The sequence below is a fragment of the Streptomyces sp. V4I8 genome (assembly GCF_041261225.1).
Taxonomy (GTDB): Bacteria; Actinomycetota; Actinomycetes; order Streptomycetales; family Streptomycetaceae; genus Streptomyces.
The window spans coordinates 7282827-7296473 of record NZ_JBGCCN010000001.1; the positions used below are offsets into that span (position 1 = coordinate 7282827).

The 13647-nt window shown below is 70.6% G+C and carries 12 protein-coding genes and 1 pseudogene; 12 read left to right on the forward strand and 1 reads right to left on the reverse strand.

Annotation, left to right across the window (positions count from 1 at the left end; genetic code table 11):
* Positions 1–25: 25 nt before the first annotated feature.
* The 5 genes from ABIE67_RS33235 to ftsH all read left to right on the forward strand — a co-directional run bounded on the left by ABIE67_RS33235 (position 26) and on the right by ftsH (position 7912).
* The gene (locus tag ABIE67_RS33235; protein ID WP_370265071.1) at positions 26–1369 is read left to right on the forward strand and encodes an ammonium transporter; all 1344 of its coding nucleotides are present in this window, start codon (positions 26–28) and stop codon (positions 1367–1369) included.
* On the forward strand, positions 1366–1704 hold the full coding sequence (locus tag ABIE67_RS33240) for a P-II family nitrogen regulator (RefSeq protein WP_003997576.1): 339 nt from the start codon (positions 1366–1368) through the stop codon (positions 1702–1704). The genes ABIE67_RS33235 and ABIE67_RS33240 overlap by 4 nt, the downstream gene beginning before the upstream one ends.
* 28 nt (positions 1705–1732) lie before the next feature.
* Entirely contained in the window at positions 1733–4180 is a 2448-nt protein-coding gene (locus ABIE67_RS33245) for a [protein-PII] uridylyltransferase (protein WP_370265072.1), read from the forward strand.
* A 106-nt stretch (positions 4181–4286) separates the two neighbouring features.
* Entirely contained in the window at positions 4287–5840 is a 1554-nt protein-coding gene (gene ffh / locus ABIE67_RS33250; protein WP_370265073.1) for a signal recognition particle protein, read from the forward strand.
* A gap of 134 nt (positions 5841–5974) precedes the next feature.
* Positions 5975–7912: an ATP-dependent zinc metalloprotease FtsH gene (ftsH, locus tag ABIE67_RS33255; protein ID WP_370265074.1), complete on the forward strand. Its 1938-nt coding sequence runs from the start codon at positions 5975–5977 to the stop codon at positions 7910–7912.
* A gap of 87 nt (positions 7913–7999) precedes the next feature.
* Here the strand turns inward: ftsH and ABIE67_RS33260 are convergent, their stop codons facing one another.
* Positions 8000–8857 carry an SAM-dependent methyltransferase gene (locus tag ABIE67_RS33260; RefSeq protein ID WP_370265075.1) on the reverse strand — a complete coding sequence of 286 codons (858 nt, stop codon included), beginning with the start codon at positions 8855–8857 and terminating at the stop codon, positions 8000–8002.
* Between the two features lie 197 nt (positions 8858–9054).
* On the opposite strand from ABIE67_RS33260, the pseudogene ABIE67_RS33265 reads away from it, so the two are divergent.
* The 7 genes and pseudogenes from ABIE67_RS33265 (at position 9055) to rplS (ending at position 13639) form a co-directional block, all read left to right on the forward strand.
* Positions 9055–9773, forward strand: a pseudogene (locus ABIE67_RS33265) (His/Gly/Thr/Pro-type tRNA ligase C-terminal domain-containing protein).
* Between the two features lie 261 nt (positions 9774–10034).
* A complete protein-coding gene (locus ABIE67_RS33270) occupies positions 10035–10631 on the forward strand; it encodes a hypothetical protein (protein ID WP_048580659.1) in 597 nt (198 codons plus the stop codon).
* A gap of 403 nt (positions 10632–11034) precedes the next feature.
* Positions 11035–11454 (forward strand): 30S ribosomal protein S16, encoded by a 420-nt coding sequence (rpsP, locus tag ABIE67_RS33275; protein ID WP_030048919.1) that lies wholly within the window; start codon positions 11035–11037, stop codon positions 11452–11454.
* 2 nt (positions 11455–11456) lie between these two features.
* Positions 11457–11696, forward strand: a complete 240-nt coding sequence (locus ABIE67_RS33280) for an RNA-binding protein (protein WP_005479813.1) — start codon at positions 11457–11459, stop codon at positions 11694–11696.
* Between the two features lie 83 nt (positions 11697–11779).
* Complete coding sequence (gene rimM, locus ABIE67_RS33285; protein WP_370265076.1) at positions 11780–12322, forward strand: ribosome maturation factor RimM; 543 nt, start codon at positions 11780–11782, stop codon at positions 12320–12322.
* Entirely contained in the window at positions 12322–13155 is an 834-nt protein-coding gene (gene trmD / locus ABIE67_RS33290) for a tRNA (guanosine(37)-N1)-methyltransferase TrmD (RefSeq protein WP_370265077.1), read from the forward strand. The genes rimM and trmD overlap by 1 nt, the downstream gene beginning before the upstream one ends.
* A 133-nt stretch (positions 13156–13288) precedes the next feature.
* The gene (gene rplS / locus ABIE67_RS33295) at positions 13289–13639 is read left to right on the forward strand and encodes a 50S ribosomal protein L19 (protein ID WP_370265078.1); all 351 of its coding nucleotides are present in this window, start codon (positions 13289–13291) and stop codon (positions 13637–13639) included.
* The last annotated feature ends 8 nt before the right edge of the window (positions 13640–13647 follow it).

The window sequence follows — 13647 nt, forward strand, 5'->3', positions numbered from 1 at the left end:
CCGTACACATGACGAGGAGACGCCGATGGCACCAGCCATCATGATGGCGGCAGACAAGGTAGAGCTGTCGCCCGCCAACACAGGTTTCATGCTCATCTGTTCCGCCCTGGTGATGCTCATGACCCCGGGCCTGGCCTTCTTCTACGGAGGCATGGTCCGCGTCAAGAGCACCCTGAACATGCTGATGATGAGCTTCATCAGCCTAGGGATCGTCACCATCCTGTGGGTGTTGTTCGGCTTCTCGCTCGCCTTCGGTGACTCGCACGGCGGGCTGATCGGCTGGTCCTCCGACTTCGTCGGCCTCAGCGGCATCGGCAAGACCGAGCTGTGGGACATCTACAACATCCCGATCTATGTCTTCGCCGTCTTCCAGCTGATGTTCGCGATCATCACGCCCGCCCTGATCAGCGGCGCGCTCGCGGACCGCGTGAAGTTCTCCGCGTGGGCGCTGTTCATCACGCTGTGGGTCATCATCGTGTACTTCCCGGTCGCCCACTGGGTCTGGGCGCCGAGTGGAGGCTGGGCGTTCAAGCTCGGCGTGATCGACTTCGCCGGTGGTACGGCGGTCCACATCAACGCGGGTGCCGCGGCGCTCGGCGTGATCCTGGTCATCGGCAAGCGCGTCGGCTTCAAGAAGGACCCGATGCGTCCGCACAGCCTTCCGCTGGTCATGCTCGGCGCGGGCCTGCTGTGGTTCGGCTGGTTCGGCTTCAACGCCGGCTCGTGGCTCGGCAACGACGACGGCGTCGGCGCGCTGATGTTCGTCAACACGCAGGTCGCCACCGCCGCCGCCATGCTGGCCTGGCTCGTCTACGAGAAGATCCGCCACGGCGCGTTCACCACCCTCGGTGCCGCCTCCGGCGCGGTCGCCGGTCTGGTCGCCATCACCCCGTCGGGTGGTGCGGTCTCCCCGCTCGGCGCGATCGCCGTCGGCGTCATCGCCGGTGTCCTGTGCGCCATGGCCGTCGGCCTGAAGTACAAGTTCGGCTACGACGACTCCCTCGACGTCGTCGGTGTCCACCTGGTCGGCGGTGTCACCGGCTCGATCCTCATCGGCTTCTTCGCCACCGGTGGCGGGCAGTCCCCGGCCAAGGGCCTGTTCTACGGCGGCAACGCCGACCAGCTGTGGAAGCAGCTCGCCGGTGTCGGTGCGGTCCTCGCCTACTCCCTCGTCGTCTCCGCGCTCCTCGCCTTCGTCCTCGACAAGACGATCGGCATGCGGGTCTCCGAGGACGTGGAAGTGGCCGGCATCGACCAGGCCGAGCACGCCGAGACCGCATACGACTTCAGCGGCGCCGGCGGCGGTGCCGCCCGGACCGCCGCCCCCGCCCCGGTCGCCGCGGCCGCGAGCAAGAAGGTGGACGCATGAAGCTCATCACCGCAGTCGTCAAGCCCCACCGGCTCGACGAGATCAAGGAAGCCCTCCAGGCCTTCGGGGTCCACGGCCTGACGGTCACCGAGGCGAGCGGCTACGGTCGTCAGCGGGGCCACACCGAGGTCTACCGCGGTGCCGAGTACACCGTCGACCTGGTCCCGAAGATCCGCATCGAGGTGCTGGCCGAGGACGACGACGCCGAGCAGCTGATCGACGTCATCGTCAAGGCCGCCCGCACCGGCAAGATCGGTGACGGCAAGGTCTGGTCCCTCCCGGTCGAGACGGCCGTACGGGTGCGGACCGGCGAGCGCGGGCCCGACGCGCTCTGAGGCAGGAAAACAGAACAGGAGTCGCTGGGTGACGAGCACGGACGTTTCCAAGGATGCAGAGGACTCGGGACCCAGCGGCTACGCGGCGGCCCGGCTGCGTCTCCTCACTGAGGAGGCGCGGTCCGGGCCGCCGCGCCGTACCGCCCTCGCGGAACTGACCGACGAGTGGCTGACCGGCCTGTTCGCCGCCGGCGCCGAGGGGCTGCGCGGGGTGTCCCTGGTCGCCGTCGGGGGTTACGGCCGTGGCGAGCTGTCGCCGCGCAGCGACCTGGATCTGCTCCTGCTGCACGACGGCGGTGACGCCGGTGCGGTGGCCGCCCTGGCCGACCGCATCTGGTACCCGGTCTGGGACCTCGGCCTGGCCCTCGACCACTCCGTACGCACGCCCGCCGAGGCCCGCAAGACGGCCGGCGAGGACCTCAAGGTCCAGCTGGGCCTGCTGGACGCCCGGCACATCGCGGGCGACCTGGGGCTTACGGCGGGACTGCGGACGGCGGTCCTGGCCGACTGGCGCAACCAGGCGCCCAGGCGGCTGCCCGAACTCCAGGAGCTGACGGCCGAGCGCGCCGAGCGCCAGGGCGAGCTGCAGTACCTCCTGGAACCCGACCTGAAGGAAGCCCGCGGCGGTCTGCGCGACGCCACCATCCTGCGCGCCGTCGCCGCCTCCTGGCTGGCCGACGCCCCGCGCGAGGGCCTCGACGACGCCCGGCGCCGGCTGCTCGACGCACGGGACGCCCTGCACCTGACCACCGGGCGGGCGACCGACCGGCTCGCGCTCCAGGAGCAGGACCAGGTCGCCGCCGAGCTCGGGCTGCTCGACGCCGACACCCTGCTGCGGCAGGTGTACGAGGCGGCGCGGGTCATCTCGTATGCCAGCGATGTCACATGGCGGGAAGTGGGGCGCGTACTGCGATCGCGCGCCGTACGGCCGAGGCTGCGCGCCATGCTGGGCGGCGGGAAGCCGACCGCCGAGCGCTCCCCGCTGGCGGAGGGTGTGGTGGAGCAGGACGGCGAGGTGGTGCTCGCCCGTGCCGCGCGCCCCGAACGCGACCCTGTGCTCCCCTTGCGTGCCGCGGCCGCCGCCGCGCAGGCCGGGCTCCCGCTCTCCCTGCACGCCGTACGGCGCATGGCGGCCGCCGTGCGCCCGCTGCCCACGCCCTGGCCCGCCGAGGCGCGCGAGCAGCTCGTGACCCTGCTCGGCTCCGGCCGCCCGACGGTCGACGTATGGGAAGCCCTGGAGGCGGAAGGCCTGATCACCCGTCTCCTCCCGGACTGGGAGCGGGTGCGCTGCCGCCCGCAACGCAACGCCGTGCACATCTGGACCGTCGACCGGCATCTGATCGAGACGGCCGTCCAGGCCTCCGAGTTCACCCGCCGCGTCCACCGTCCCGACCTCCTCCTGGTCGCCGCGCTGCTGCACGACATCGGCAAGGGCTGGCCCGGGGATCACTCGGTGGCCGGCGAGATCATCGCCAAGGACGTCGCCGCGCGGATCGGCTTCGACCGCGACGACGTGGCCGTGCTCTCCACCCTCGTACGCCATCACCTGCTGCTCGTCGACACGGCCACCCGGCGCGACCTGGAGGATCCGGCCACCGTGCGCTCGGTCGCCGAGGCGGTCGGCTCGCAGGGCACGCTGGAGCTGCTGCACGCCCTGACCGAGGCCGACGCCCTGGCCACCGGCCCGGCGGCCTGGTCGTCCTGGCGGGGTTCCCTCGTCGCCGACCTGGTCAAGCGGGTCGCGGCCGTGCTCGCCGGGGACGACCTCGACGAGCCCGAGGCCGCCGCGCCCACCGCGGAGCAGGAGCGGCTCGCCATCGAGGCGATGGCGACCGGCAGCCCGGTGCTGGCCCTGCGCGCGCAGACCGAGTCGCTGACGGAGGAGCAGCCCCCGGGCGATCCCGAGCCGCTGGGCGTGGAGCTCCTCATCGCCGTACCGGACCAGCCGGGCGTGCTGCCCGCGGTGGCCGGTGTCCTGGCGATGCACCGCCTCACCGTCCGCACCGCCGAGCTGAGCGCCCTGGACCTGCCCGACGGCGTCGAGGGCTCCGTCCTGCTGCTGAACTGGCGGGTCGCCGCCGAGTACGGCTCGCTGCCGCAGGCCACCCGGCTGCGCGCCGACCTCGTACGCGCCCTGGACGGCACCCTGGACATCGCGGGCCGCCTCGCCGAGCGGGACGCCGCGTATCCGCGCCGCCGGGGCGTCGTGCCGCCGCCCCCGAGGGTGTCGGTGCACCCGGCCGCATCCCGGCTGGCCACGGTGATCGAGGTCCGTGCCCAGGACGCCCCGGGGCTGCTGTTCCGGATCGGGCGGGCGCTGGAGGACGCGAGCGTGCGGATGCGTAGTGCCCATGTCAGCACCCTGGGCGCCAACGCCGTCGACGCGTTCTATGTCACAGGGCCCGAGGGGGCGCCGCTGCCCGGCGAGGAGGCGGCCGCCGTGGCGCGCAAGCTGGAGGAGACATTGCGGGGCTGAGACCCTGTTCAAAGGCTCTGAACCCAGGGATCCCGGCAACCTGTGCCGCCGGGATACCCTGGAGGGCGATTCCCAGCTGCCACCGACCCCGAGGACCGCGAGCGCCGTGTTCGATACTCTCTCCGATCGCCTCTCAGCGACTTTCAAGAACCTGCGTGGCAAGGGACGGCTCTCCGAGGCGGACATCGACGCCACCGCGCGCGAGATCCGCATCGCACTCCTCGAAGCGGACGTGGCCCTGCCCGTCGTCCGGACGTTCATCAAGAACGTCAAGGAGCGCGCCCTCGGTGTAGAGGTCTCCAAGGCGCTGAACCCGGCCCAGCAGGTCCTGAAGATCGTCAACGACGAGCTCGTCACGATCCTCGGCGGCGAGACCCGGCGCCTGCGCTTCGCCAAGCAGCCGCCGACCGTGATCATGCTCGCTGGTCTGCAGGGTGCCGGTAAGACCACCCTCGCCGGCAAGCTCGGCCGCTGGCTGAAGGAGCAGGGCCACTCGCCGCTGATGGTGGCCTGTGACCTCCAGCGCCCGAACGCCGTGAACCAGCTGAGTGTCGTCGCCGAGCGCGCGGGCGTCGCGGTCTACGCGCCCGAGCCGGGCAACGGCGTCGGTGACCCGGTCAAGGTCGCCAAGGACTCCATCGAGCACGCCAAGGCCAAGGTCCACGACATCGTGATCGTGGACACCGCCGGCCGCCTGGGTATCGACCAGGAGATGATGCAGCAGGCCGCGGACATCCGGGACGCGGTCTCGCCGGACGAGATCCTCTTCGTCGTCGACGCGATGATCGGTCAGGACGCCGTCAACACGGCGGAGGCCTTCCGTGACGGTGTCGGCTTCGACGGCGTGGTGCTCTCCAAACTCGACGGTGACGCCCGCGGTGGTGCGGCCCTGTCGATCCGGCAGATCACCGGCAAGCCGATCATGTTCGCGTCGAACGGCGAGAAGCTCGACGAGTTCGACGCCTTCCACCCGGACCGGATGGCCTCCCGCATCCTCGACATGGGTGACCTGCTCACCCTGATCGAGCAGGCGGAGAAGACGTTCGACCAGGCCGAAGCCCAGAAGATGGCCGAGAAGCTGGCCTCCAAGAAGGGCCAGGACTTCACCCTCGACGACTTCCTGGCCCAGATGGAGCAGGTCAGGAAGATGGGCTCCATCTCCAAGCTGCTCGGCATGCTCCCGGGCATGGGCCAGATCAAGGACCAGATCAACAACCTGGACGAGCGGGACGTCGACCGCACGGCCGCGATCATCAAGTCGATGACCCCGGCCGAGCGCCAGGAGCCGACGATCATCAACGGCTCGCGCCGCGCCCGTATCGCGCGTGGTTCCGGTGTCGAGGTCAGCGCGGTCAAGAACCTCGTCGAGCGGTTCTTCGAGGCCCGCAAGATGATGTCCCGCATGGCCCAGGGCGGCGGCATGCCCGGTATGCCAGGGATGCCGGGTATGGGTGGCGGTCCCGGCCGTACGAAGAAGCAGCCGAAGAAGGCCAAGGGCAAGCAGCGCTCCGGCAACCCGATGAAGCGCAAGCAGCAGGAGCAGGAGGAGGCCGCACGCCGCGCCGCCGCCGCGCAGGCCGGAGGCGCCCTCGGGCTGCCGGGCCAGCAGGCCGGGCAGGACTTCGAGCTGCCGGACGAGTTCAAGAAGTTCATGGGCTGACGGTTCGTCCCGTACGGCCGTCCCATACGGCTGTCCCGTACTACCGTCTCGTCGCGTACGTCACTGAGGGCGCCCCTTCCGTGGGGGCGCCCTCAGCGCGTGCCGGGGCCCGGCATCTGCCGTAACGTCCAGATATGAGCAATGCCGCGCCACCACGCAAGGCCCCTGACCAGCCGTGGCGCACCGAGGGCACACCGGACGAACCGCCCGCGCGGCCCGGTGGGCGACGGATGCGCGGCCGCTGGTGGGGCCTGCTCCTCACCGCGGTGATCGTGTTCCTGCTCGCCTATGTGGGGTTGACGTACTTCGACCGGGGCAACGAGCCGACGATCTCCTACACGGAGTTCAGCAGACAGGTCGACGCCGGCAATGTCGACAAGATCTACTCCAAGGGCGACGCCATCCAGGGGGAGCTCAAGAGCGCCCGGGACAACCCCGAGGGCGACGGCGACTACACCAGGTTCAAGACACAGCGACCGGCCTTCGCGGACGACGATCTCTGGCGGCAACTGGACAGCCATGATGTGACGGTGACCGCCCAGCCCGTCGTGCGGGAGCGCGGTGTCCTGTCCAACCTGCTGTTCTCCCTGATCCCGATCGTGCTCCTGCTCGCGGTCTGGATCTTCGTCGCCCGGCGGATGGGCGCGGGGCTCGGCGGCGCGGGCGGCATGCTCGGCCGCAAGGCACCGCCCAAGCCGGTCGAGCTACAGCCCGGCAAGGAGCGCACGACCTTCGCCGACGTGGCCGGCATCGACGAGGTCAAGGGCGAGCTGGACGACGTCGTCGACTTCCTGGAGCATCCCGACGCCTACCGCAGGATGGGCGCGAAGATGCCGCGCGGCGTGCTGCTCGCGGGCTCGCCCGGTACCGGCAAGACCCTGCTGGCGCGTGCGGTGGCGGGCGAGGCGGGCGTGCCGTTCTTCTCCGCCTCCGCCTCCGAGTTCATCGAGATGATCGTCGGCGTAGGCGCCTCCCGCGTCCGGGAACTGTTCGCCGAGGCCCGCAAGGTGGCGCCGTCGATCATCTTCATCGACGAGATCGACACCATCGGACGGGCGCGGGGCGGCGGCGCCTCGGTCAGCGGCCACGACGAGCGCGAGCAGACACTCAACCAGATCCTCACCGAGATGGACGGCTTCTCCGGCTCCGAGGGCGTGATCGTCATCGCGGCGACGAACCGCGCCGACATCCTGGACCCGGCGCTGACCCGCCCCGGCCGCTTCGACCGGGTCGTGAACGTCTCCCCGCCGGACCGCGGCGGACGCGAGGCCATCCTGCGCATCCACACCCGCGAGATCCCGCTCGCCGAGGACGTGGACCTCACCCAGGTGGCCCGCACGACCCCGGGCATGACCGGTGCGGATCTCGCCAACCTCGCCAACGAGGCCGCCCTGCTCGCGGTCAAGCGCAAGCAGGACCGGGTGACCAACTCGGATCTGTCCGAAGCCCTGGAGAAGGTGCAGCTGGGCGCCGAGCGCACCCTGGTGATGCCCGAGGAGGACCGCCGGCGCACCGCGTACCACGAGAGCGGACACGCCCTCCTCGGCATGCTGCAGCCGGGCGCCGACCCCGTACGCAAGATCACCATCGTGCCGCGCGGCCGCGCCCTCGGCGTGACGATGTCGACTCCCGAGGTGGAACGGTACGCGCACTCCGAGGGCTATCTGCGCGGCCGCATCATCGGCGCCCTGGGCGGTATGGCGGCGGAACAGGTGGTCTACGGGGTCGTCACCACGGGCGCGGAGAACGACCTCGAACAGGTCAGCAACATCGCCCGCGCGATGGTCGCCCGCTGGGGCATGAGCGAGCGGGTGGGCCGGCTGTCCGCCCTGCCGAGCGACCCCCAGCAGGCGTACGGGCTCGCGGCCGCCTCGCAGACCCTCGACGTGATCGACACCGAGATGCGCCGGATCGCCGACGAGTGCTACGAGGAGGCCTGCCGCAAACTCCGTGACCACCGGGGGCAGTTGAACGCCCTGGCCGAGGCGCTGCTGGAGAACGAGACGCTGGAGGAGGCGGACGCGTACCGGATCGCGGGGATCACTCGGCTGACGAAGGACGACAGCCAGTAGGACGCCGCTGGCCCGTGGGACGCCGCTGCCCTGCGGGACGCTGCTGCTCTGTGGGGCGACACTCGGCCCTGCCGGTCACCCCTGGGCTCAGGGCACCCGGGCGATCAGGTACCGGAACACGTTCGGCATCCACACCGTCCCGTCCCGCCGCCGATGCGGATGCAGTGCTTCCGTCAGCTCCTTGTCCACCTGGACCTGGTCGGTCGCGTTGATCGCCGCGTCGAAGAGTCCCGTCGACAGCAGTCCGCGTACGGCACTGTCCACGTCCGCGTATCCGAAGGGGCAGGCCACCCGCCCCGAGCCGTCGGGCCTGAGGCCCGCCCGCTGGGCCACCTCCTCCAGGTCGTCGCGCCGGGCGGGGCGCCAACTGCCCGTACTGCGCAGGGGATCGGCCAACTTCGTGGCGACCCGCAGCACGGACGACGTGGCGCAGCGCTCCGGCGGCCCCCAGCCGGCGAGCACCACGGGCGCCCCCCGCTCGGCGAGCGGTGTCGTGGCCGCGAGCGTCTCCCCGAGACCCTCCGAGTCACCCGCGAGGCAGCCGATGGGCTCGAACGCGGTCACCACCGTGTAGGCGGGCGCCGCCGGGTCGGCCGCGTCCGCGGGCGAGCCGTCGACGAGCCGGGTGGCGGCACGCGCGCGTGCGTCCCACGCCTCGGGCAGCAGCCGCTGCCGTGCCAGGGTCAGTCGTTCGGGGGAGGCGGGCTCGACACCGGTGACGGTCGCGCCTCTGGACGCCGCCATCAGCAGGGCCAGCCCACTGCCGCAGCCGAGGCCCAGCAGCCGGGTGCCCGGGCCCACTTCCACTCGCTCGTAGACGGCCTCGTAGAGCGGAACCAGCATCCGCTCCTGGATCTCGGACCAGTCACGCGCGCGTGCACACAGGTCCACACGGGCTGCCGGGCCCGCGTGAGGCAGGTGCTGCCGCACGAGCGTAGGTGTCATCTAAAGCGCCCCAATCCGCAGAGAGTTGCCTCTGTGTCCGATTCCGTGGCCCCCGTGACATGCGCTCACATCCCCACGTATGCCAGGAAACTCCGCACCCGACGTCGCGTCCAGGGGTCGCGGAGCCCTGCTTGAGGCTTCCCTGCGTGTGTGGCCAAAATTCACATTCCGGCAATGTGGGCCCGTGTCGTCGCGCCATGGCGAAGGTGCCGGTTCTGACGCCCCAGGCGGCGACTTCCCGCGCTGGTACCAGGATCTGATCGCCAACGCCCGGATCAAGGAGACGGGCACGCGGAACGCCCACTTCCCGCTCCTGATCCCGCAGTCGTACCTCACCCCCGAGGCCGACCATGTCGAGGGCTTCGCGCGCGAGCTCGCGGTCGTCACGCACGGCGACGACGCGGTTCTGGCCAAGGTCCGTGAGATCGGCGACCGGCTGAAGGCGGCCGGCATCCGCGTCCGCGTCGACGACCGCACCGACACCCCGTTCGGCCGCCGCGCGGTCGACGGGGGGGCTCAAGGGCGTGCCGTCCGCAGCGAGGTCGGGCCCCGTGACCTGGAGAACGGCACCGCGATGCCGGCCCGCCGCATCCCGGGCGGCAAGGAACCGGTGGTGATCGAGTCCCTCGTACGACTGCTCCCCACGGTCCTCGAAGCGGACCAGGCGCTGCTGCTGACCCGGTCCCGCGCCCGCCGCGAGTCCCGTACCGCCGACGTGACGACGATCGGCGAGGCCGTCGGAGCCGCCGTCGCCGGCGGCTGGGCGCGCGTCCCGTGGGTGACGCTCGGCGAAGAAGGCGAGGTCAGGCCGGCCGAGCACGCGGTGACCGTACGGTGTCCGGTCGCCCAGGAGGGGGCGGTGCCGGACGCCGACGACGTGCCCGGTAACGTCGCGGTCGTGGCGGGCGCTTACTGAGATGACGCCCGTGTGGAACGAGAGCGGCCGAAACGCCTCTTGCGCATGCGTGAACCACAGCCGCACCGGCGCGTGGACGGGGCGTACGCGCCGGCGCGTACGTCAGACTACGCACCACCTTGGTATGAGCTGTGACGCTTCTCCGCAGATCGGCGCACCCGCCCTCGTCGTGACGCATCATTCGCAACTGACGGGTACGTGCAAATTATTTGGGATGCCCCGGAATCGGAACACAGGGGCACTCCGGCTCGTTGTCATTACGTGAGCACGACACAGACACCACCTGTTCTCGCCGCAGAGCTGGCGCAGGCGTGGGCCGACATTCAGCGGTACCACCCCGAGCTGCCGGATCTCGCCGCGCCAGAGTCCCTGATCGGGGAGTCGTCGTCCGCCTGCGGTCACGAGCTCTCCTTCGAGCGACTGCTTCACGAGGCAGTCCATGGCATCGCCGCCGCGCGCGGCGTCCGCGACACCTCCCGGGCCGGCCGCTACCACAACCGCAGATTCCTCGCGATCGCCGAGGAGCTGGGCCTGGACCACCCCGAGGAACCGCACCCGAGCAGCGGCTTCTCCCTGGTCACGCTCAACCCCGAGGCCAAGCGCCGCTACCGCCCGACCATCGAACGCCTCCAGCGCGCCCTCAAGGCCCACACGGCGGCGACCTCCGCCGACACGAGCAGAACCTTCCGGGGCCCGGCCGCCCGCCACGGCTCCTCCGGAGGCGGCGTCCGCGTCAAGGCGGTCTGCGACTGCGGCCGCAACGTCCGGGTCGTCCCGTCGGTGCTGGCACAGGCGCCGATCGTGTGCGGCGGCTGCGGGAAGCCGTTCCGGATCCCGGAGGTCATGGGCGCGGCGTAACGGCGCGGGGCGTCCGGTACCGGCATCTCGTGGCTGTCGGTCGGGACGTATGGCGCGCAGGACGCTGAAGCGTCGGGGTGCCGCTGCGGCCCACGCGGCCTGCGGGCAGTCGTGCGGCCGGGGCGGCTCCCGACTCGAAGAGGGCGGCACCCTGCGACGCCGGGCTGCGCAACGCCGTGACGACACCTGAAGCGCCCGGCTCTCTCAGGCGTGCCCCGGCACCCTCACCGCCCCTCGGCCAAAGGTGACCCGCAGGGTGTGGCACAATGGCTAGCTGTACTCGACAGTCGCACAGGACCCCTCTCTCCTCCGGCTGACGCGTCCATCGGGCACTCGGGTACCGCAACCCCACGCGGCAGTCTCGCCGTGCCCAACCACGTCAAATCCAGGAGAACCCACTCCCGTGGCAGTCAAGATCAAGCTGAAGCGTCTGGGCAAGATCCGTTCGCCTCACTACCGCATCGTCGTCGCCGACTCCCGCACCCGTCGTGACGGCCGTGCGATCGAGGAGATCGGCAAGTACCACCCGACGTACAACCCGTCGGTGATCGAGGTCGACGCGGACCGTGTCGCGTACTGGCTGGGTGTCGGCGCGCAGCCGACCGAGCCCGTGCTCGCCATCCTGAAGAAGACCGGCGACTGGCAGAAGTTCAAGGGCGAGCCCGCCCCGGCTCCGCTGCTCGTCGCCGAGCCGAAGAAGGCGCGCCCGTCGTTCGAGGCCCTCGGTGGCGACGACGAGGGCAAGGGTGAGGCGATCACCCAGAAGAAGAAGGCGGAGAAGAAGGACGAGGCTGCCGCCGAGTCCGAGTCGGCCGAGGCCTGAGCATGCTCGAGGAGGCTCTCGAGCACCTCGTGAAGGGCATCGTCGACAACCCTGACGATGTGCAGGTCGCATCCCGCGACCTGCGCCGCGGACGCGTGCTCGAGGTCCGGGTCCACCCCGACGACCTCGGCAAGGTGATCGGCCGCAACGGCCGTACCGCACGCGCTCTGCGCACCGTCGTGGGCGCCATCGGCGGCCGTGGTGTACGCGTCGACCTCGTCGACGTGGATCACGTCCGCTGACGCCGAACGCAGCACCGGCTCGGGCCGGGGAGGGCCACTGGGCCGTCCCCGGCCCGTAGTCGTACGACAGGAGATTTGAACTCGTGCAGCTGGTAGTCGCACGGATCGGCCGTGCCCATGGCATCAAGGGCGAGGTCACCGTCGAGGTCCGCACCGACGAGCCGGAGCGGAGGCTCCCGCCCGGCGCCGTACTCGCCACCGATCCCGCCGCCGTGGGACCGCTCACCATCGAGACGGGACGCGTCCACAGCGGCCGTCTCCTCCTGCGCTTCGAGGGCGTCGCCGACCGCACCGCCGCCGAGGCCCTGCGCAACGTCCTGCTGATCGCCGAGATCGACCCGGATGAGCTGCCCGAGGAAGAGGACGAGTACTACGACCACCAGCTGATGGATCTGGACGTGGTCACCAAGGACGGCGTCGAGATCGGCCGGATCACCGAGATCTCGCACCTGCCCTCGCAGGACCTGTTCATCGTGGAGCGCCCCGACGGCAGCGAGGTCCTGATCCCCTTCGTCGAGGAGATCGTCGCGGAGATCGACCTCGAGGAGCAGCGAGCGGTGATCACTCCTCCGCCCGGCCTGATCGACGACCGCGCGGAGATCGCTTCCAGCAGGGACGAGTCGTGATGAGGCTCGACGTCGTCACGATCTTCCCCGAGTACCTGGAACCCCTGAACGTCTCCCTGGTCGGCAAGGCACGCGCGCGTGGACAGCTGAACGTCCATGTGCACGACCTCCGTACCTGGACGTACGACCGCCACAACACGGTCGACGACACGCCGTACGGCGGTGGTCCCGGCATGGTCATGAAGACCGACCCCTGGGGCGACGCGCTGGACTCCGTGCTGGCGGACGGCTACGAGACGGGCTCCGGTGCGCCCGCCCTGATCGTCCCCACCCCCAGCGGCCGCCCCTTCACCCAGGAACTCGCCGTCGAGCTCTCCGAGCGGCCCTGGCTGATCTTCACGCCGGCCCGCTACGAGGGCATCGACCGCCGCGTCATCGATGAGTACGCGACCCGTATGCCCGTCCATGAGGTGTCCATCGGCGACTACGTCCTCGCCGGCGGCGAGGCGGCCGTACTGGTCATCACGGAGGCCGTGGCGCGCCTGCTGCCCGGCGTCCTGGGGAACGCCGAGTCCCACCGGGACGACTCCTTCGCGCCCGGCGCGATGGCCAACCTCCTGGAAGGCCCCGTCTACACCAAGCCGCCCGAGTGGCGCGGCCGGGACATCCCGGACGTGCTGCTCAGCGGCCACCATGGCAAGATCGCCCGCTGGCGCCGGGACGAGGCGCTCAGGCGTACGACGGCCAACCGGCCCGACCTCATCGAGCACTGCGACCCCAAAGCCTTCGACAAGAAGGACCGCGAGATGCTCTCCATCCTGGGCTGGATGCCCGACCCGGAGGGGGAGCGGTCCGGCCGATTTTGGCGCAGGACAGAGAGCGTGGAAGAATAGCTCGCTGTTGTGCGTCGTCCGGCGCGCGCCCCTGCCACAGGGGGACACGACGCCCGCCCCGACACGGACAGCATCCTTCGAAACACCTAGCTCCCGCCTATGACCTGTGGCATGGGCGAAGAAAGCAGACGAAATGTCTCACCTGCTCGACACCGTCGACGCCGCGTCGCTGCGCAGCGACGTCCCGGCCTTCCGCCCGGGCGACACGGTCAACGTCCACGTCCGCGTCATCGAGGGCAACCGCTCCCGTGTGCAGCAGTTCAAGGGCGTTGTGATCCGCCGCCAGGGTGCCGGCGTCCGCGAGACCTTCACGGTCCGCAAGGTCTCGTTCTCCGTCGGCGTCGAGCGCACCTTCCCGGTGCACACCCCGATCGTCGAGAAGATCGAGCTCGTCACCCGCGGTGACGTGCGTCGCGCCAAGCTGTACTACCTGCGTGACCTGCGCGGCAAGGCGGCGAAGATCAAGGAGAAGCGCGAGAACTGAGCGCTTTC

Bases quoted from the DNA above. Each gene is read 5' to 3' on its own strand.
- ABIE67_RS33240 (WP_003997576.1), top strand. From the start codon at position 1,366: ATGAAGCTCATCACCGCAGTCGTCAAGCCCCACCGGCTCGACGAGATC.
- ABIE67_RS33235 (WP_370265071.1), top strand. From the start codon at position 26: ATGGCACCAGCCATCATGATGGCGGCAGACAAGGTAGAGCTGTCGCCC.
- ftsH (WP_370265074.1), top strand. From the start codon at position 5,975: ATGAGCAATGCCGCGCCACCACGCAAGGCCCCTGACCAGCCGTGGCGC.
- trmD (WP_370265077.1), top strand. From the start codon at position 12,322: ATGAGGCTCGACGTCGTCACGATCTTCCCCGAGTACCTGGAACCCCTG.
- ABIE67_RS33280 (WP_005479813.1), top strand. From the start codon at position 11,457: ATGCTCGAGGAGGCTCTCGAGCACCTCGTGAAGGGCATCGTCGACAAC.
- rplS (WP_370265078.1), top strand. From the start codon at position 13,289: ATGTCTCACCTGCTCGACACCGTCGACGCCGCGTCGCTGCGCAGCGAC.
- ABIE67_RS33260 (WP_370265075.1), bottom strand. From the start codon at position 8,857: ATGACACCTACGCTCGTGCGGCAGCACCTGCCTCACGCGGGCCCGGCA.